The following is a 20,906-nucleotide window of genomic DNA, read 5'->3' as shown; positions in this document are numbered from 1 at the left end:
ATGCAATCACGAATCCGTGATTGGCAGGTGGAGGAGGGAGATCAATGTTTGTTGCTCCCTCCCCGTGCGCATTCGTGGTAGCCTACCGATTGAGACGAGCCTTGATCTCTTCGGTAAGCAGCGGCAAAATCTCGTTCACATCACCAACCACACCGAGGGTCGCGATGCGGAAAATAGGTGCTTCGGGGTCTTTGTTAATGGCGACAATCGTGCGGCTGGTGCGCATGCCGGCCAGGTGTTGGATAGCGCCACTCACCCCGGCGGCAATATACAGCTTCGGGCTAACCGTCTTCCCGGTCTGCCCGACCTGATGCTCGTAAGGCACCCAACCATCATCAACAATTGCCCGTGAAGCGCCGTATGCGCCACCGAGAGCCTCGGCCAGCGGTGGAATGAGCCGGTAGTAGTTGTCCTTGTTACCCAACCCACGGCCACCGGTCACAATAATCGCGGCGTCGGTCAGATTGACGGCCCCCGCCTTCGGTTTTACCTCTTCCACGGTGGTGCGTGGATTGAGTTCGGCTACCGCCAATGCCGTCACCGGGGCACTGCGATCCGGCTGCGCTGCCGCTTCGGGGAAGCTCTGCTTGCGTACCAACGCGACAACCGGCTTCCCGGCGGCAAAGCGATAGGTATTGATAACATTCCCACCGTGCGATGGCCGGGTCGCCTGAATCGCGCCATCAACCACCTTAAGATCGGTCACGTCAACCGACAGCCCGGCATTGAGATCGGTTGCCAGTGCTGCCCCAAAATCGCGCATCTGGAAACTCGTACCGGCCATGATCAGAGCCGGGTTGAACGTCTTGACAGCCGCCATCGCTGCTGCTACATACCCATCGGTCGTATACTGGCTTAACGCTGGTGCTTCGACCGTAAAAATCTGGTCGGCTCCAAAATGAGCGGCGCGGGCAGCCACGGCTGTGGTCGGCCCGATAGCCAGTGCAGCCAGAGAGCCTCCCAGTGCGTCGGCCAACTGCCGCCCCTTACCGAGCAATTCGCGCGAAATAGCGGCCAGATCATCACCAACTGCTTCCAGAATAACCAGTACGCCGTTCATGATCTGCTCCTTTCCGCGCTTAAATCACCTGATACTCCATCAGCTTATCAACCAGTTTGCGAACTTTTGTGGCTGCATCCGGGCCATCAATCATCTCACCCTTGGGCCGGGGCGGTGGTGGTACCCGTTCGGCCAGTTGAGCAGTGGGAGTCAAATCTGCGGCATTCAACCCCAGATCGGCAGCCGTCCAAACCGGCGGCTCCACTTTGGCAACCCGCTTGATCTTCAAGAGGGATGGATAGCGTGGCTCGTTAATATCCTTAATCACCGACATCACTGCCGGTAAGCGGCACGAGACCGTCTCAATCACACTTTCGAGGTGGCGCTCAACCCGCAGCGTTCCACCGGGTTGCAGTTCCAGCACCTTCCCGACGTAGGTCACCTGGGGCCAACCGAGCAGGCGAGCCAGAGCCGGTGCAAATGCCCCGGTTTCATCGTCGGTGCTGTTACGACCGGTAATTACCAGATCAACATCACCGAGCTTGCGGATCGCCGCTGCCGCTACTCGTGCGGCGGCAATCGTATCGAGCTGCGCAAATGCCGGATCACTCAGCAACAAAGCATCAGTTGCACCCATTGCTAGTGCCCGGCGCAGTTGCTCGACCCACTCTGACGTGCCGATAGAAAGCGCTGTCACCTTCCCGCCGTGTTGCTCATTCCAGCGAATACCCTCTTCAAGGGCATACTCATCGAAGAGGTTAATAATCCGCTCAATGCCCTCGGCGTCAATCGTCAAATCCGGTCGAATCTTGACCGAATTATCGCGAGGGACTTGCTTCAGACACACAACAATGTGCATATGGCCTCCTTCGTACCACAAAGCGGTAACGCACTGCATTATAACAGACTGTTCGTGCTCATGTGTTCATTGTGAGGGCCGCCGGAATATCGCGCGCATAGGTGAACAGACCGGAGGGTAGCTGCGTGAAGTGCAACGCTTGATCGGCGCGCACGCCGACCAGAATGCTCTGGGCACCGAGCAGACGGGCACCCTGACCAACCCGGATCAGGGTTTGCAGGGTCTCCTCTTCAAAGGTAGCCAGACCGCTGACATCAATGACCACCTTGCGTGCACGCCGTTGCTGAATGGCATCGAGCAGGGTCTGTTCAAGTTGTTTACCACGTTCAGCGTCAAGATGTCCGACCAGCGGCAGAAAGATCGTATTTGCACCTAACGGTGTCACCGGCAGACTCAATGCTCTAATCGTTGCCTGCAATTCCAGCTCTCGCGCCAGTTGTGCCTGTTGTGCTTTCAGCGCAGTGGCAAGCTGCTGCTGTCGTTGACGGTTAACATCGAGTAAATGCTGAAACGCATCACGTAGACGACGAAGTTGATTGATCGATCCAACCGGGCTGAGTTGCCCATCAGTCTCGGTTTGGGTCAATCGTTCAGCATCTGCCGTCAGGCTATCAACATGCCTGCCAATCTGCCAGATGAGCGCTAAAGCAAGGGTGATCGCGATGACTGTAGCCACGCCGGTTACTGTTGCCCCAAGCCAAAATCCCTGGTTGACAATCTGCTCAAGCTGACTGATCGCTTGTAGATACTGTATCTCATACTCGCGTTGTGCCCCGATAACCAGGCTATGAATCGCCCGGATATTACGGTGGTAATCGTTGCTACTAATCATTGCTAGCGCTTCTTCACGATCACCACGATCAAAAACGGTCAGTGCCGCATCGTGCTGGGCAACCATCACCTCAAAACGGGCGGCCAGCTCAAGTTCAACGAAACTTCCGTTTCCTTGATCGGTATACTCAGACAGAAAGGAGCGGATAGTTGCCCGTTGCGGTTCTATCATGCTCCGATCACTCTGCCGACCGGCGATAATCTCGCTCACATTGTACTGTTCGAGAAAAATGAGCGACTCACTCTGCGCGACTTCTATCAGATCTTTGGATGCCCGATTCACCTCGTCGACAGCCTGAGTCACACGCTGTCGATTGAAGAACGCCACTAGACCAAAGAGCAGGAGCGCGATAATCAGTGGTGAGAGTGCAAGAATGAGACGAGTGCGCAAATCCATAGGCGTATGAGAGAACTAGGCTGTATCCCTGCTTACATATTACCGCAAGACTCGCAGATTGGCGAATTGAGCGATCCTGCGCTGTTCGTCACTACTCATCGTATAATACAACGGCAAAAGACACCCTTCCTTACTGAAGAGGAGTGCTATGGCTAAAATTCTGCAACACCTGCCGGTTGGCGAAAAGATCGGGATCGCTTTTTCCGGCGGCCTGGACACCAGTGCTGCAATCCACTGGATGCGCGCCAAAGGTGCTATTCCCTATGCATACACCGCCAATCTCGGTCAGCCCGATGAACCCGATTATGAGGATATTCCCCGCCGGGCACTGATGTACGGCGCCGAAGCAGCCCGCCTGATCGATTGCCGCCAGCAGTTGGTCGCTGAGGGACTGGCTGCCCTACAGTGCGGTGCATTTCACATCTCAACCGCCGGTTTGCCCTACTTTAATACCACTCCACTCGGACGTGCAGTAACCGGTACCATGCTGGTCGCGGCCATGCGCGAAGATGGGGTTCATATCTGGGGGGACGGCAGTACCTACAAAGGGAACGATATCGAACGGTTTTATCGCTATGGCTTGCTGGTCAACCCCGATCTGCGTATCTATAAACCGTGGCTGGATCAGGCGTTTATCGACGAATTGGGTGGTCGGGCCGAGATGTCTGCCTACCTGAGTCGGGCCGGTTTTGAGTATCGCATGCCGGCGGAAAAAGCCTATTCAACCGACTCCAATATGCTGGGTGCCACTCACGAAGCGAAAGACCTGGAGTTTCTCGACCGCAACATCACGATTGTCAAGCCAATTATGGGCGTGGCCTTCTGGCAGCCGGATGTGCATATCGAATACGAAGAGGTACGCATCACCTTTGAAGAGGGCTTCCCGGTTGCGATTAATGGCATGACCTTCCCCGACCACGTCGCCCTCATGGCCGAAGCCAACCGCATTGGTGGACGACACGGCCTCGGTATGAGTGATCAAATCGAGAATCGGATTATCGAAGCCAAGAGTCGGGGTATCTACGAAGCCCCTGGCATGGCGCTGCTCTACATTGCCTACGAGCGGCTGGTAACCGGCATTCACAACGAAGATACGATTGATCAATACCGTGAGTACGGGCGAAAACTGGGGCGTCTCCTCTACGCCGGGCGCTGGTTCGATCCACAGGCGATGATGATCCGTGAGTCGTTGCAGCGTTGGGTTGCCCGCCTGATCACCGGTGAGGTGACGATTGGTCTGCGGCGTGGTAACGATTATTCAATCCTGGACACGACCTCACCTAATTTAACCTACGACCCGGCCCGGCTGACGATGGAGAAGGGGGAAGCCAGCTTCACACCCCAGGATCGGATTGGGCAGTTGCACATGCGCAACAACGACATTGCCGATACGCGCAAGAAGCTCATGGTTTACCTGCGCACCGGTCTCCTCGGCGAGAGTGGCGTATTGCCGCAACTTGCTCCGCCGGATGATGAGGATGTAGGAGAGAGGAAATAGGGTTTAGGAGATAGGAAATAGGAACTAGGATTTAGGAGATAGGAGATAGTGAGGTAGGATTTAGGAGGTAGGAGATAGAAGGAGATAGGAAATAGGAGGTAGGATTTAGGATTTAGGAGGTAGGATTTAGGATTTAGGAGGTAGGAGAGCGGAGAGGGTAAGTGAAGTAAGAGATGAAGGCTCATGTTCAAACTCGGTGCAGTAGGGTACACTCATACGTGCCCTTGCGCCACAGTAAACCCCAATGATTGACCGGCTGCACCACTTTTGAACATGAGCCGAGATGAATAATTGTGCCTATTTCCTACCTACCTATTTCCTACCTACCTATTTCCTACCTACCTATTTCCTACCTACCTATTTCCTACCTACCTATTTCCTACCTACCTATTTCCTACCTACCTATTTCCTACCTACCTATTTCCTATTTTCTCCCTCTCGCTACCTTCTACGCTCCGATTTTCTCAGTCTGTATTCTCTACATTCTCCTGCCTCTATTTCCTATTTTTCTATCTCCTATTTTCTTCCTCTTTTCTCCGTCTCTATTCTCTACATTCTTTACCCCTATCTCCTACTTTTCTATCCCCTATTTTCTATTTCCTACTTCCTCCCTTCCCCCAATGCAGCCTGCAAGGTACTAAAAGTACGAATTGAGCGCAGGTCAATGCCCAGCGTGACCAGGGTTTGGGCGACTTCTGGTCGGATTCCGACCAGGGTGACCCGTGTGCCCATCAAGCGGGCAGCTTCGACTACCTGGATCAACCCCTTGGCTACCTGCGTATCAATCACCGGTACCCCGGTTACATCGATGAACAGGTCACGGGCATTGGTACGCGCAATCTGTTCGAGGGCCTGCTGTTGCATATCGGCCAGGCGGGCAGTATCAAGGGCACCAACCAGCGGCATCACCAGCGTCGTCTCGCGGATGGGCAGTACCGGTACACTCAATTCACGGATGGCCTGCCGTTGCTGTTCGTTTTCGGCCAGCAACCGGGCCTGTTCGGCAGCTCGCTGCTCAAGCTCGTGCAGGGCTTGTTGTAAGGCGGCGGTGCGCTGGGCGACCTGCGCTTCAAGGGTGGCATTCAGGGTTGCCAGTTGACCGGCGATCTGACGGGCTTCTTCGCGGCGCTGTCGTGCCTCGTGCAGGGCGGTTGCGGTAATCTGCCCGCCGACAAACGTGAAGAGCGCTGTACCAATCTGTAGGAAGATGGCAGCCGCACCGAGCGAGGTTCCCAGCGCATCGGCAAAAAGGTTGATCCCGGCAATATTCCAGGCAACAAACAGACCGACCAGATTGATGATCAATACTGCCCAGGTCAGGATCGGTCGCAAGGTTAATCCGGCCACTAACGTAGACAAAATGAGGTAGAAAGGCGACGTAAAGGGGCTGGTTGGTGAGGTTTGGGCGACAATCGGTGTCAGTATTGGTAGGGTAACAAAGCTGATCAGAATGAGGCCACCAATATTCACCCGGCCAGCCTTCGTAACAGCTATGGAAACGGTGTAAGCAATAATACCTACAGAGATTATGGTGATGCCGCTGGTGGGGTTGTTTTCAGCGAGAAAACTGATAGGAATCGCCAGTATTGCCAATATGATCATGACCAGTGAAACGATAATGTTGGTGCGGCCGCGACGGAGATCGTCTTCATCAGTGGTCTGAATCTGAAACAACCAGGTGGTAAATGCTCGCATGACCTCTCCTATGATCAGAAGGGGTGATTGCTTTCTTCAGTCTTGATTATATACATTGCAGACACAACATGGGGCAGAAGTTATAAGGCAATCGGGATCTTTTTTGCGTCACTGCCCGGATGCCTGTCGTTCACTCCTCAATGCAGCCTGCAAGGTACTAAAAGTGCGAATTGAGTGCAGGTCAATACCCAGCGTGACCAGGGTTTGGGCGACTTCCGGGCGAATGCCGACCAGGGTGACCCGTGTGCCCATCAAGCGGGCAGCTTCGACCACCTGGATCAACCCCTTGGCTACCTGCGTATCAATCACCGGTACCCCGGTTACATCGATGAACAGGTCACGGGCATTAGCACGGGCAATCTGTTCGAGGGCCTGCTGTTGCATATCGGCCAGGCGGGCAGTATCGAGGGCACCAACCAGCGGCATCACCAGCGTTGTCTCGCGGATGGGCAGTACCGGTACACTCAATTCACGGATGGCCTGCCGTTGCTGTTCGTTTTCGGCCAGCAACCGGGCCTGTTCAGCAGCCCGCTGCTCAAGTTCGTACAAGGCCTGTTGTAAGGCGGCGGTGCGCTGGGCGACCTGCGCTTCAAGGGTGGCATTCAGGGTTGCCAGTTGACCGGCGATCTGACGGGCTTCTTCGCGGCGCTGTCGTGCCTCGTGCAGGGCGGTTGCGGTAATCTGCCCACCGACAAACGTGAAGAGTGCTGTACCAATCTGCAGGAAGATGGCCGCAGTCTGAAGTGTTTGTTCAAGCTCACCACTAAATAATGGTATTCCAGCCAGCCACCAGCTAACCAGAAGACCACTTACGTTGAAGATCAGCACCGCCCAGACCCAGATCGGTCGTAATACCATTCCGGCAACGAGAAGTGTAAAAATGAGAAAGAAGGGGGAAGTATAAGAAGTGATTCGGTCTGTTTGGATGCCAAAGGGGATTGTAAGAATCAGACTGGTAATGGTAATAACAAAAAGCGCACCACTCCAGTAGACTTGACCGATTCTGCTGAGAACGATAACGGCGGTATAGATAACGAATCCGGCTATATTGATGAATAAGAGCGGTAACGCCGATTGTGGGGTGACGATAAATACCAGCGGTGTTGATAATATGGTGATGATATTTATGAGTAATGCCAGCACTATAATCACCTGCCCACGCCGCTGCTCATCTTCATCAACGTTGGGGATGTGTAATAGCCATGGTACGAGTCCGCGCATAATTTCGTCCTCCGCCTGGTTTCCGTTCTAAACCCACTAGAATCTGTTTCAAACAGCATCTACCAGAAGTTATCTCAATTCATTGCCAACCGTTTTCAGGAGCGTGACAGGCACACACCGTATCCGCGTGACCATCCGGGTCAACGGCGTACCACGCACCGAATCGTAAGTAGTAAGCATGGCTGGCGCGGCAGCGTGGCTACCGCATTCCACACGCTGCGCCACGCGCATGCCAGGCGGATAAGACACCCAATCCAACGTGTGATGGCGCTCGCGATGGTCGACAACCCTCCTCCCTGCTATCGGCAGCCTGCGAGCCAGATGTTCTGTCATTGGCGATTGGCAAGCGTTCATGCGTCTGTGCAACAGCCTGGATCACGATAGCACGGCTTTTGTGAAATAGGCTCTGCATTCTATACTCCTACCTCCTACCTCCTACCTTCTATCTTCTATCTTCTATCTTCTATCTTCTATCTTCTATCTTCTATCTTCGTATCTCCTATCTCCTATCTCCTATCTCCTATCCCCTGTAAGAGTTATCCGGGCCAACTCTTAGTACAACGTTCCTACCTATCATAGTTCCCATCTAGTTATACCGGTCTCGCCACAACGGGACTCTTTCGCCCCTGGGCATATACCCCTTTCCGATGTACCTTGACATTGAGAGAACGGCTTTGCTCTTCATTCTCATCCTAGCCAGGCGAGGCCGCTATGCGTACCAGATTTCTATTCAGCCTTCTATTCTGCCTGTTGGTAGCGCCACTGACTGCACTTTACGCAGCTCCTGGCCCTCAGCCAGAATTACCATTACCTGCAGGTGATGCGCTGATAGCTCCGCCACCGGCTACCCTATCATTTGCGGTGGACGATGACCAACTCTCGCCTCGTTTGCCGAGTCAGTATCTGGCCGGACGGGTTGCTGTTCAGCTTATCTTGCCGGAAAGCACCGGTTCCTTCGATCCTTCCACCGAAGACTGGAACGCTGCGCAAGTAGATCAGATTGTGAATGAGGCGCAGGCCGCGCTCGACTGGTGGCGCGAACGATTGCCGGCTGCCCGGTTGGAGTTTGACCTCTCCGTGCGGGTTGTACCAACACGATATGAGCCAATTCGCTATGGACTGGCGCAGGAGGGTCTCTGGATTAGTGATGTCTTAGGTGAGTTAGGTTATATCAGCGCAAACTATTTCGAGCAGGCATACATGGCCTTGTTCGATGTGCGTGAACAGCGTGGCACTGACTGGGCAGCAATCTTCTTCATCGTCAACAGCGCAAACGACGATGGCTACTTTGCCGATGGCCGCTTTGCCTATGCTTACCTGAACGGCCCGTTCAGCGTCATTACCTCCGATGGTGGGCCATATCAAACACATTGGCTCCGCTCGGTTATCGCTCACGAATTTGCCCATCTCTTCGGTGCGCTCGATCAGTACAGTGTTGCCGGGGTTAGCTGTGATCAACGCAGTGGCTACCTGTTTACCCCAACCACGAACAGTATGTTCAACAATTGTGGCACCAATGAGCCAAGCATCATGCGCGAATTGATCAACAGCTTTGTCACCGGTGCAGTTGACACCTCGGCCCGGCATCAACTCGGTTATCGCGACAGCGACGACGATGGCGTGATTGATGTGCTTGATACGACACCTGCGCTTTCGCTAACGGTCAATCTCCAGGCGGTCAGCCAGCGACCGGTTGTTGAACTGACAGCCCGTGATCTGCCATACCCTTCACCGGTCCAACCTGATGCAAGCGTTAATCAAATTACGGCCATTGAGTATCGGGTTGGCGATGGCGAATGGCAGTTGGTATTGCCGACCGATGGGAGCTTCGATAGCCGCCGCGAAACAGCGCAGATCGAGTTGCCGTTGTACGATGGAACGTATGAGGTTGAGTTTCGTACGTTTAATACGGCGGGTAATGCCGCAACCCCGATCACGCAGACCTTTACTGTCAGCGGATTAGGGCCGATGCCCGACTATCACATTCCGGCTCCCGCTCAACTTGATGATACAACGCTGATGATCCAATTGCAAGCACCGGCGGACACTCAAGCCATTGAATTGAGCATTGCCCGTGATTTTCACAATGCACTCCGATTGCCGTATCAACCAACCCTGGTACTGCCGCTAAGCAGCGAATTGTCACTCATGACAGTGACGACAACAACGACGACGCCAGCGATGTATGTACGTTTTGTTGATAGTGCCGGTCGCCTCTCGCTGGCCTACACTCTCCCCGTCGAGATTCCGTCACCGTCCTATCATCAGGTGATGGTACCGCTGGTATTACGCTAAACCGAAAACACACTCTCCGCCTGGTTAAGTACTGGGAGAGGGAACACTACCGTCCCTCTCCCGATTTGCATGTGTAGTTTGCTCTGGACAAATCCCTGATCTGATTAGCTGCGTCCATTACGGCGCAAAAATAGTGGTAATTTTTTACCATTTTGGGTTCGTCAACCATGTATACTGCTTTCGTCAGGTATGTTTTGCTTAAAAGGGAGAGTCTTTGTATGCATCATGCCCGTTATCTCCACCTTCTCCTGTTGTTGAGCCTTTTCCTGGCGGGTTGGCCCTCTGTACCAGCAGCCGTGCAATCGGCCAACCCCTCAGCTTTTGGCGCTAATACACATATCGCCACGACCTACCCATTCCCCGACTCCCTGCACCAACCGGCAGACGTAATCGCTCAAAGTGCGCTGGGCTGGGTGCGTGAGGAGTTTCAGTGGGGACGCATCGAACCGCGTCCCGGTCAGTATGACTGGACGTTCACCGACCGGGCGGTCAATGAACTGACGCAGCGCGGGATCAACATTGTTGGTCTGTTTAATCCGGCAGTCGGCTGGGGCACGCCAAGCCCGGCAGATGACGGTATTCCACCAGAGCAGGGCAGTTTCTACCCGCCAGACCCACAACTCTTTGCCAGCTTTGTGGCGACAGTCGTAAATCGCTACAAAGATCGGATACGTTACTGGCAGGTTTGGAATGAACCTGACAATCCGGTCTACTGGCGTCCGGCACCCGATCCGGCTGCGTATGCGGCGCTGCTCCGTGCGGTTTACCCGGCGATCAAAGCCGCCGATCCCGGTGCAACCGTGCTGGCAGCCGGGATCGTCTCCCCCGAACCTGCCGGATCGTTCTTACAGGCACTGGCCGATAACGGTGCCTGGAATTCGTTCGACATTATTGCCCTTCACCCCTACACCGATCCACTCGGTCCTGAAGCCGGTTCGATTGATAGTGTTGGAATTGGTGCGATCCAGACCCTGGCTGCCCGCCTGGGGCCAAAGCCGATCTGGGTCACTGAGTTCGGCTGGGCCGATAGCGAGAGTGATCGTACCGGTGCGCAGTCTATTGATGGCGAGACGCAGGCCAATTATCTGATCCGGGCGATGGCGCTGCTGCGTCAGGCCGGCGTCGAACGGGTCATCATGTTCCGCTTTAAGGACATGCAACTGCGCAATGGCGTGCCGTACAACGCTTACGGTTTGCTTCGCTACGGCAATGGTCAGGCCGACTACAGTCAGTTCAAACCGGCTTTCAACGCATTCCGCACGCTCAACCAGCAGGTAGGTGGACGCCAGCCACTCGGTGTGCGCAGATTGAGCGAGGCACGGATTGCATTCGATTTTGAACGGTCGCTAAACTGGCAGACCTTCCCGGTTGGCAATGGTTCGATTGGACAGAGCAGTGCCCAGGTACGTAGCGGTAGCGGTGCAGCCGAGGTGCGCTATCGCTTTACAACCGGAGGGAATGACTACGTAAGTTTTACCCCTCGTGAAGCTATCAGCTTTCCCGCCGGCACAACCCAGATTGGCGTCTGGGTGTACGGTGACGGAAGTAGTTTCGATCTCAAGGTGCAACTGCGCGATATCCAGGGCGAGATTCTCCAATACCGGTTGGGGAAGATTGGGCCAACCGGCTGGCAACAGCTTGTTGCCGCCATCAATGGCCCGGTTGAGCCGGGGAACCGCATCCGTTTTGTTGATGGCAAGCTCGATGGCGAGATCACCTTGCAGGCAATCGTGATCGACGATGATCCAGACAGTCGTACCGGCGAAGGGGTGATCTATCTCGATGATCTGACCGGCTACAGCGGGCCGGAAGCCTACGCAGCTCGTTTTGCTAGCGACAATGGCGTAGTCGAGGTTGTCTGGGCAGTCGATGGTGGTCAGGTACGGATTCCCAGTGCCGATGCCGTTGTGACGGTTATTGACCGTGATGGTACACAGCGACAACAGGCTACGTCAGGCGGTTTCTTGACACTCGATGTTGGGCCGCGACCGGTCTACCTGATCTACCGTCCAGGAGCTGAACAGCCGGTATCGCCATCGCAACCAGCGGCCAGCGGTGGATTCGTACCACCCAACGGTGCCTTCGCCGACGATGCGATGCGCAATGTCTGGCAGCGCACCGATCAGCCGGTGGCCGGCGGCGCACCCGGCTTGCGACCACGCTCGTGGATCTGGGGGCCACAGCCGATCAGCGGTGCGATGCGCGAACCGTATGCCCAAAGCCCCGGTGGGAGTCGACTGGTACAGTACTTCGACAAGAGTCGGATGGAGATCAACAACCCAAATGCACCGCGCAATCAGTGGTATGTCACGAACGGCCTGCTCGTGGTTGAAATGCTTACCGGACGAATACAGCTTGGCGATGCCCAATTTGAAGATCGCACCCCGGCAGATGAAGCTGTTGCCGGCGATCCGGCAGCGGTGAATCCCAACGCGCCGACCTACGCCACTCTGCGCAGTGTAGCCTTCCCGGTACAGACGAGCCGCGCCCCAGATCGGAGCGGGCAGGTAGTGACCGCCTTCCTCAACCGCGACGGAAGCGTGAGCGAACGTCCTGACCTGGGACGGTACGATGTCCGCATTGGTAGCTACGAATCAACCCTCGGTCACAACATTCCCCAGGTCTTCCTCGACTACTTTGCCCAGCAAGGGGTCGTGTTTGAAAATGGCCGCTACGTCAATCGCCAGATCATTGACTGGGTCTTCGTCATGGGCTTACCGATCAGCGAACCATACTGGGCCAGGGTAAAAGTTGGCGGGGTCGAAAAAGATGTCCTGATCCAGGCCTTTGAACGGCGTGTACTCACCTACACCCCTGACAACGATCCCAACTGGCGGGTCGAGATGGGCAATGTCGGACAGCACTACCTGCGCTGGCGGTATGGTGGGCAATGAGCATGAGACCTCGTTGAGAGGGTATCTGCGCCAGGGCCTCCGAAAGGGTGCCCTGGCGTATTGGAGATGAGTATGCTGCGCAGAATCGTGTTTCTACTCCGCACGCAGTGGTCTCACGTTTCAGCGCGAATACCGTTGACAGGCAGGATTATTCGGGTCGCGAGGTAATACAGCAGCGTGGCTGCCGCAGCAGCCGTGCGATAGAGGCAACCCCCTCACTGGACTGATGAACACCTATGAGGCCATTCACGACAAACCGTAGGGGCAGGTTCAAAACCTGCCCCTACAAAACCCACCAGCCCGTCCGTAGGCTATGCATTACCCACATGTCACGCTGCATTAAGCTGGACTGCAAGCGCTCCCCGTGGCGCAGGCTTCCAGCCTGCGTGGAGGCATTCCTCTCCACTGCTGTCAGGTGCTGACCGTGGCCGATGGTGTGCAGGCACGAACCTGGTACAACTAAACATCTACGCGCAGGTATCGCATGCATGCCGGACCGACTCGATGATCGGGATGAGCACATTCAGCACCCCCGTGACCAGGATGGGTAACGGTATGCCACGCGCCGGACGGTGAGCGCGGCCGGCGCGGCAGCATGGCTGCCGCACGCCATACGAGGGCAATCCGGGCTGGAAGCGGTATCCCTGCCGGTGTGCGGGATGGGAACGAGATATAGCTATTTGTTCGTGCTATGACCATCCGGGGCACCGCTCCGCCACGCGCCGGATGGTGAGCGCGGCTGCTGCGGCAGTGTGGCTGCCGCATTCCACACTGTGCGACACGTGCATGATAGGCGGGTACGGCAACCCATCCAGCACATGCCGGCACGGCTGGGTCGGCGCACTGTCACCGGGCCAGTCGCCCACAACAGCACCCATGGCGATCATACCCGCCGATACGCACGTGGTTGACACCAGGTATGGGTAATGCACAGGTCCGTGGGGGCGGGTTCACAACCCGCCCATCTGTATCATGCAGGCGACACCCACGGATCGTTGCGGAGAAGACGAATGATCACGATTCACCACATATTCGGTGACAGGCAGTGATGCATTGTATCAGTCAAGATTTGATATTATACTTATCAAGCGATCATTCTCGCAAATACAAACGTTCATCTCGCTGTTCACTGTGCATTTTTCGGGGATGCGAAAATCTCTTTATCTAGGAAAGACCACAAATCGATGGTAACACTGCACACCTTTCAACGTCAACAGGTGCAACAGCTCACCGATTTCGATCAGATCAGCGAACTCCTTCTCCAACCACGCACCATGATCTGGCTCGATCTTGAACAACCGACAGACGCAGAGATTGCCCTGTTGCGCGAAGAGTTCGGTTTTCATCCGCTCGCGATTGAAGATGCGCTACAGATGCACGAACGACCGAAGATTGAAACCTACCCCGGTTACTACCTGATCATCTTCTACAGCGTTGAATACGATGCGAAGCAGCGAACATTACAGTTTCTGCCGGTGGCGCTCTTTGTCGGGGCAAATTATCTGGTCAGTATCCGCAGCGGCCCGGTGCGCCATGTGCAAGAGACGCTGGCGCGCTGGCAGAGTAATGGCTATATGCCGGGCTATCAGGTGAGCAGTATCCTCTACGCGCTGATTGATGCGATTGTTGACGATTACTTCGTCGCGCTGGATGCCCTCGGTGAACAGATTGATGACATCGAAGACGAGATTTTTCAACGCGGTCGCCACGAAGTAGCCAGTGACATCTTCACCCTGAAGAAAGACCTTCTGTTGCTACGGCGCATTGTCGCACCTGAGCGTGACATTCTGAATGTCCTATTGCGCCAGGAAGTGCGTATCTTCCACCCCCGTGAGTTAACCTACGTTCGCGATGTCTACGATCATCTGGTGCGGATCACCGAGTCGATTGATCTCTACCGCGACCTGCTCTCAAGTGCGCTGGATAGCTATCTTTCACTGCAAGGCAATCAACTCAATCAGTTGGTAAAGGTCTTAACCCTCTGGTCGATTATTTTGATGTCCTGTTCACTGGTTGCCGGTATCTACGGGATGAACTTTGCGCTCATGCCCGAACTCGAACAGCCGTGGGGGTATCCGTTTGCACTTGGTTTGATGCTAACTATTGCCGTTGGACTGGCAATTTACTTTAAACGGAGGCGCTGGTGGTAGATATACCACTACTGCTAATCGACGGTGTGCCACCGTCTGCCGCCATTATCATCGAACACCAGATAGTAGAATGGTCGTGTTCTGTACCGGTCAATGCGACAGCACAACTAACAATTGACGGTACCGTTCTGGAGCCATTTCTGCGACCAGGAGAAACTGTCTGGCGCTGGCACTGGCAGGTACCGGCAGGTGCCGGCGAGTATGAAGCTCATCTCACTATCACCTCAGCGACGACGCACAGTGAATGGCGTGACCTTATCCGGGTGGCCCCGTCGCTCCTCGATGCTCGCCGATATGCCATGTTGCTCAGCGATCTAACCCGCATAGCTCCGGCACTTGTGCATGCGCTGCGTGGCGGAAGGCAGACGGCTGGCATAATTGGCCCCGGTCATTCAGACCCGGCGGCACTACTGGCACTCTTAACCGGATCAGCGACGCAACGTTTTATCACCGTGCTCGAACAATATCTGCGCCGTCCGCCGAAGCACCGTCTCCAACCAGATCGACCGCAGGAGCTGGGAGCCTGGCGTGAGCGACCCGATCCGGCCCGCTGGTGGATTCCTGCCGATGCCCATCCCATCCCAAAGACCAACTGGCCAAATCGAATTCGCCCCCTCCGTCCGCGATCTGATCCTGCTGAACGAGGTCTTCACGTAGCGGTTGCCGTGCTGGATCGGCTGATCGTCACTGTGCAATGGCTCTTATTCGCCGACCTGCCATCTGACACCCGCACCCGCCTCGTGGCTATCAGTGGACGCTTGCGCGCCTTGCGTGCTGACATCCCTGTTCCACAATCCTCTCCGCCAGTACTGGCATCCTGGACGCCACGTACTCGCGAAGAGCGGATCATCCTGGCTTACCGGCGACTCTTGCGCCGCCGTCTGGGTGTCGGATGGGAACCCGACCTGCTAACCATCCCGGTGCGTGATGTCGCCAGGTTGTACGAAGTATGGTGTGCTGTCCAGGTTGCGCTGTGCCTGGCACAACACCCAACCTGGCAACTCAACGCACAATCGTTGTGCGAGGACGATCACTATCTTCGTCTGCCAACCCAGCGCCCACTGCTGTCGTTCACCAACTCTTCCGGTACAACCGTGCAACTTCGCTACCAGCCACGGTACGCACCCGACAGCCGGCCTTTTTGCTCACTCGACCATCGGGTGCGCGTTCCCGATCTGGCGCTGGAGATAACACCAGTGTATGGTCAACCCTCGCTGATCTTGCTCGATGCCAAATACCGTAGCAACTCCGACGAATTACCGGCAAGCGCACTCGATGAGGGCTACAGCTACCTGGCCGGTATCGGCGATAGCCACGGGCGGCGGGTGGTGACAGCCATCGCCTTGCTCTTCCCAGCTACCGGTACACCGGTTACCTACCCCAGTGGCGTGACGCTCTTACCCCTGTTGCCGGGTGAACCGCTGACAGCGTTGCGCGACTGGCTGGTGGGGTGGGTGAGGGAGGTGAGCGTTTAATGTGCTACCCGGTTCGTTAGGCTTTCTACTAAGCAAAACCGGGATTGCATACGTGCAGGTAAACGTACCTGCTCTGCTCCTCTGTACCATTGTTAGGCATTGGCTGATAGATCATGTGGCGAGTTACCACATCCCCTACACCCTACCCCCGCTCCGGTATCACACCCCAAACCAGCCATGAAACTCCTTCGTCGGTTTGTGGCAGGGCGACGGCTGGTTGATTGCCGATGGGGTACCAGCGCAATGCGGTGCCGCTGTTGGTTTGGACAACGGCAACAATGCCGCTGCCATCAGGTGCCCAGCGGATGAGAAGCGGTATCTCGCGGAATGGTGGCCGTAGGGGGGTGCGGGTGCCATCGGGTGATTGGCGGGTCAGGGTGAAGCTGAAGCCATCGTTGACCCGCTCTACGGCAACAAATAGCAGGTCGTTGCCAATCAGAAAGGGGGCACGAGCGAGGATGCCGTCATTGCTCAGCGCTGTGGCCTGGCCGGTTTGCGCATCTACCTGCCAGACGCCTGGGCCAGTGTCTGGCCCGATCAGCAAGAGCGCGGCACTGCCGTCACCACGCCAGACGGCCTCGCCGCAGAAGCTGTGCGTGCCTTCAGGGGTAACAGGACGGCGGAGGGTTTTGTCCTGTGGATGCCAGAAAACCAGTTCACAATCATCGTAGAAGGTGGCAAATGATTCGATAAGGAGTGTGGTGCCGGTCGGATCCCAGAGAAATGGGGCGTAACTGCGTACTGACCGGCTGGGATTTAGCGGATCGTCAACCGGATCGTCGGCGAGTAGTAATTCGAGTGTACCGCCGCTAGCGGGTATACGGTAGAGACCATCAGGAAGATCGCGTGGCTCGCGGTTGTTTTGGAAACGAAGATAGATGGTGCTGCCGTCAGGTGACCAGCGCACGGCACTGAGCTGATGTCCGGTCTCGCTATAGATGACTTGTGGATTGCTACCGTCGAGGGCAGCGCGCACCAGCCGATCTCCGGTAGCTGCACCTACGACATAAATCAGCCCGGCAGTAGGATGCACATCCATATCGCTAATTGGGGGAATACCGGTCTGTTCAATCCGTTCACGGGTAAGCTGGCGGCGGGTTGCACCATCACTCTCGATCCGGGCAATCTGACCACGGTCGAGAACGTAGAGTGGCGCCGGTAAGACGCGCAGACCCGGTGTTGGTTGCACGACTGCCGGCAGCGGCGATGGTGTTGGTGGTGGGAGAGGAGTGCTACAGGCGACGAGGCTGAGAATGAGCAGTGTCGAATAGAAGAGATGGCGCATAGCGATTTCACATTTCATGTAGAACTGGGAATTGCTGGTTGGACTGAAACTTGCTTCGTGTATCAAGAACAAAACCCTACGCCAGATAGTGAGGAGTCTCATATATCCAGTGCAAATGCTCCCTGTACACTTACAGAGAATGACAGGTGCATTGTAGCTTGAATTTCATAAAAATCTCAATGGCAACACTTCACAATGACTAATGCGGCGACGACACATCAATGAGCCGCCATCTTGGGTCTTAAGCTTGCATAGGACGGTGCTTATCAATCCTGGTATGTATACAGCCAGATGATCGTCTGGTCGATACGCACAACATGCTTACTAGAGCCTGTTTCAAAAACGTCTACTAGAAGTGATCTCATTCATTCCTGACCGAACTCTATGATCGTGACGAGCACACCCGGCATCCGCGTGATTGTCAGTGTCAACGGCGTGCCACGAGCCGGATCGTGAGCACGGCTGCTGCGGCAACCATGCTGCCGCACTCCAAACGGTGCGATACGGGTATGACAGGCGGGCAAGGCAACCAATCCAGTGTATGCCGGCACAACCAGAGCTACTCTCTACCAACAGGCCAGGAGCAGGATAGGCTGTCTTTGGGGTAATTGGCAAGCGTTCATGCACTTGCGCGATAGTCTGGAAGCACGATAGCACAGCTTTTATCAAATAAGTCCTATTGTACAACTTTTCACAGATGTAAGGTTCATTCTTCACTCTCTACGCACGTTCGATGTTCCATAGCGAATTATCTGAGGTGCACACGTCATGCTTTCATACCTGGTAGGTTCATTACTGGTAGCGTGATAATTATGCCATCCCTGACATGATTGAGGTGTTTGTTAAGCGATGGATGCTATATGTCAGGTCATATCTCATACGTACTGGTAATGGCTATCGGATATGCTGGTACACAATGTACTATCGAAGCAATTCAGCATCGCTTCTGTGCGCTACCCTGATACGTACAATATACATCATTTCAGGTTTTGCATTGAGGATGGTCTGGACAGGTTATAATACTTTCTATCTGGAATATCATGTATTTTAGGCCACTTCAAAATGTATGAATCTGCACCGGTTTCTATCAACGATCTGGCCGGCTGACCGACATCTTGAGTTGCTGTCTGGCAATGAGCGACAGCGAGTGGCTTTTCTTTTATCCCCGATCTTTGCCGTTTTTACTATTATTACAGCCATATATAGTATCATCACACCCTGGATTTACAGTACACCTGCCATCCCTTTAATAGCTTCTGCGATCATGATCATCGTTTTTGCCACCGGTGCGTGGCTGGTACAACGTGGTGCTATCTACGTCGCAAGCGGATTGGTGTGTAGTGTGATCTGGCTGATTGTTACCTTCATAGTATTTTTCACCGGCGGTTTACAGAGTTCTGTACTTTTGAACTACGTGATTGTCATTTTATTAGCCGGGGTAGGATTTGGTTGGAGAGGCATTATTAGTGCTGTGCTGGCAAGCGGGACAGCTATCAGTGCAATATTATTCTTGACGATCACCAATCGTCTGCCAACAACAACTCCGCTTTTAGAGTCACCACTGGCGTATGCAGTAACGATGCTGGTTATTCTTCTGCTGGCCGGTACTATTCTGTCGGTTGCTGATATTCAACTGGTCACTGCAATAAAGGCGACTCGCGCGAAGAATATTGAACGTGAGCGCGCCGAGCAACAACTTCGGCAGGCGTTGCTGGCCGCACGGGCCGGGGCCTGGGAATGGGATGCAGTTAACCGTACTATTCGCTGGTCGCCGGAAAATTATCCACTGCTTGGGATGAATCCAGATCAGGATAGATTGAACTTTCGCACCTGGATTGAGCGGGTGCATCCCGACGACCGGCAAGCCTTGCAGGAAGCTATCGACCGCGCTATCCATGGTCGCCAGGAGTTTGCTGTCGAGTTTCGTGTGATCTGGCCGGATGGCTCTATTCACTGGTTGCGGGGAATTGGTCAGCCGTTAGTGCAACCAGATGGCTCCGTTCAGGGAATGTATGGTCTTCAGATTGACATTACTGCACAGAAAGCGATTGAAATTGAACTTGCACGCAGCGAACTCTACTACCGTACACTGGTCGAAGATTTACCGGCGCTGGTGTGCCGGTTTCGGGCTGATGGCACATTGACATTTGTCAACGATCTGTACTGTCAGACCTTTCAACGTTCGCGGGATGAGTTAATCGGTTTTAACTTCTATGAACTGATCCCGCCTGAACAACGTGAACGGGTAGCGGCAGATATTGCCCTGCTTAGCCGTGAGCAACCGACGATAGAACACGAGCATGAGGTCATTCATCCAGATGGCTCGATTGGCTGGCAGCGCTGGGTCAATCGCCTGCTCTTCGATGAGTATGGGGAACCATTTGAATATCAGGCAGTGGGGATGGACATTACTGTACGTAAGAGGGCGGAAATCGAGCGTGAGCATCTGTTACGCGAGCTGACAGCCAGAAACAGTGAACTGGAGCAATTCACGTATACAGTGTCACATGATCTGAAGAGTCCGTTGATCACGATCAAAGGCTTTGCCGGATATATTGAGCGTGACCTGGCTGCCGGTCGTTTGGAACGAATACCGGCGGATATTCAGCGGATCAAGGTCGCTGCTGATCGGATGTATCAGTTGCTAGAAGATTTGCTCAACCTGTCACGAGCCGGACGCCAGTTAAATCAGCCCTCGCGGATCGGATTAGGGTTACTGATTAGTGAAGCCGCAGCCGCGGTGAGTGGTCGCTTGGCCGAACGGAATGTCTATCTCCATCTGCCGCCCAATCTGCCGGAGATTTACGGTGACCGCACACGTCTGCGGGAAGTGTTTCAGAATTTGATCGACAACGCAGCCAAATTTATGGGTGATCAGCCGAACCCACAAATCTGGATCGAAGCACGTCGCGCCGATCTGCCTGGATTTGTACTAGTGAGTGTTCGTGACAATGGAATTGGAATAGAACCACGTTATCTCCAGCGGGTGTTCGGTCTCTTTGAACGCCTGAACGCTCAGGTTGATGGTACCGGCATTGGGTTAGCCCTGGCGCGCAGGATTGTGGAAGCACACGGTGGTAAGATATGGGTGGAATCGGAAGGTCTGGGCAAAGGAACCACCTTTTATCTGACGTTGCCGGAACCTCCGCGCCATGAAGAGAGGGTGCAAGGTCTTATTGAGTAGAATGTATCGTATCCGTCAAAGGCTATGTGAATGAGTTGCATATAACAAAGAGAGATCATCTCATGAACGTGTTCGCATGATAGACTTATGCTATACACACTGACCGGTGGTGGTTGCTCAAT

General features: G+C 54.6%; 12 protein-coding genes. 6 read left to right on the top strand and 6 right to left on the bottom strand.

Annotation, left to right across the window (positions count from 1 at the left end):
- Positions 1 to 82: 82 nt before the first annotated feature.
- From CAUR_RS18625 to CAUR_RS18615, 3 genes are read right to left on the bottom strand one after another with little or no spacing between them, the layout of a single operon-like run.
- Positions 83 to 1,060 carry an electron transfer flavoprotein subunit alpha/FixB family protein gene (locus tag CAUR_RS18625; protein ID WP_012259384.1) on the bottom strand — a complete coding sequence of 326 codons (978 nt, stop codon included), beginning with the start codon at positions 1,058 to 1,060 and terminating at the stop codon, positions 83 to 85.
- Positions 1,061 to 1,079: 19 nt separating this feature from the next.
- Positions 1,080 to 1,859 (bottom strand): electron transfer flavoprotein subunit beta/FixA family protein, encoded by a 780-nt coding sequence (locus CAUR_RS18620; protein WP_012259383.1) that lies wholly within the window; start codon positions 1,857 to 1,859, stop codon positions 1,080 to 1,082.
- A 58-nt stretch (positions 1,860 to 1,917) separates the two neighbouring features.
- Complete coding sequence (locus CAUR_RS18615) at positions 1,918 to 3,087, bottom strand: STAS domain-containing protein (protein WP_012259382.1); 1,170 nt, start codon at positions 3,085 to 3,087, stop codon at positions 1,918 to 1,920.
- 148 nt (positions 3,088 to 3,235) lie between these two features.
- Between CAUR_RS18615 and argG the strand changes: the two genes are divergently transcribed.
- Positions 3,236 to 4,585, top strand: a complete 1,350-nt coding sequence (gene argG / locus CAUR_RS18610; RefSeq protein WP_012259381.1) for an argininosuccinate synthase — start codon at positions 3,236 to 3,238, stop codon at positions 4,583 to 4,585.
- A 600-nt stretch (positions 4,586 to 5,185) separates the two neighbouring features.
- On the opposite strand, the gene CAUR_RS18605 is transcribed toward argG, so the two are convergent.
- Both CAUR_RS18605 and CAUR_RS18600 read right to left on the bottom strand, forming a co-directional pair.
- Positions 5,186 to 6,280 carry an STAS domain-containing protein gene (locus CAUR_RS18605; protein ID WP_012259380.1) on the bottom strand — a complete coding sequence of 365 codons (1,095 nt, stop codon included), beginning with the start codon at positions 6,278 to 6,280 and terminating at the stop codon, positions 5,186 to 5,188.
- Positions 6,281 to 6,388: 108 nt separating this feature from the next.
- A complete protein-coding gene (locus CAUR_RS18600) occupies positions 6,389 to 7,501 on the bottom strand; it encodes an STAS domain-containing protein (protein ID WP_012259379.1) in 1,113 nt (370 codons plus the stop codon).
- A gap of 711 nt (positions 7,502 to 8,212) precedes the next feature.
- Between CAUR_RS18600 and CAUR_RS18595 the strand changes: the two genes are divergently transcribed.
- From CAUR_RS18595 to CAUR_RS18580, 4 genes are all read left to right on the top strand, one after another.
- Complete coding sequence (locus CAUR_RS18595; RefSeq protein WP_012259378.1) at positions 8,213 to 9,796, top strand: hypothetical protein; 1,584 nt, start codon at positions 8,213 to 8,215, stop codon at positions 9,794 to 9,796.
- Between the two features lie 218 nt (positions 9,797 to 10,014).
- Entirely contained in the window at positions 10,015 to 12,690 is a 2,676-nt protein-coding gene (locus CAUR_RS18590) for a flagellar filament outer layer protein FlaA (protein ID WP_015909439.1), read from the top strand.
- Between the two features lie 1,184 nt (positions 12,691 to 13,874).
- Complete coding sequence (gene corA, locus CAUR_RS18585; RefSeq protein ID WP_012259376.1) at positions 13,875 to 14,840, top strand: magnesium/cobalt transporter CorA; 966 nt, start codon at positions 13,875 to 13,877, stop codon at positions 14,838 to 14,840.
- Positions 14,834 to 16,315, top strand: a complete 1,482-nt coding sequence (locus CAUR_RS18580; RefSeq protein ID WP_012259375.1) for a nuclease domain-containing protein — start codon at positions 14,834 to 14,836, stop codon at positions 16,313 to 16,315. The genes corA and CAUR_RS18580 overlap by 7 nt, the downstream gene beginning before the upstream one ends.
- Before the next feature lie 142 nt (positions 16,316 to 16,457).
- Here the strand turns inward: CAUR_RS18580 and CAUR_RS18575 are convergent, their stop codons facing one another.
- The gene (locus CAUR_RS18575; protein ID WP_012259374.1) at positions 16,458 to 17,600 is read right to left on the bottom strand and encodes a TolB-like translocation protein; all 1,143 of its coding nucleotides are present in this window, start codon (positions 17,598 to 17,600) and stop codon (positions 16,458 to 16,460) included.
- A 1,264-nt stretch (positions 17,601 to 18,864) separates the two neighbouring features.
- Between CAUR_RS18575 and CAUR_RS18570 the strand changes: the two genes are divergently transcribed.
- Positions 18,865 to 20,784 (top strand): PAS domain S-box protein, encoded by a 1,920-nt coding sequence (locus CAUR_RS18570; RefSeq protein ID WP_242604975.1) that lies wholly within the window; start codon positions 18,865 to 18,867, stop codon positions 20,782 to 20,784.
- The last annotated feature ends 122 nt before the right edge of the window (positions 20,785 to 20,906 follow it).

The organism is Chloroflexus aurantiacus J-10-fl (genome assembly GCF_000018865.1).
Lineage (GTDB): Bacteria > Chloroflexota > Chloroflexia > Chloroflexales > Chloroflexaceae > Chloroflexus > Chloroflexus aurantiacus.
The sequence above is the reverse complement of the archived record's forward strand: the minus strand, read 5'-3'. Positions and strand labels throughout refer to the sequence as shown.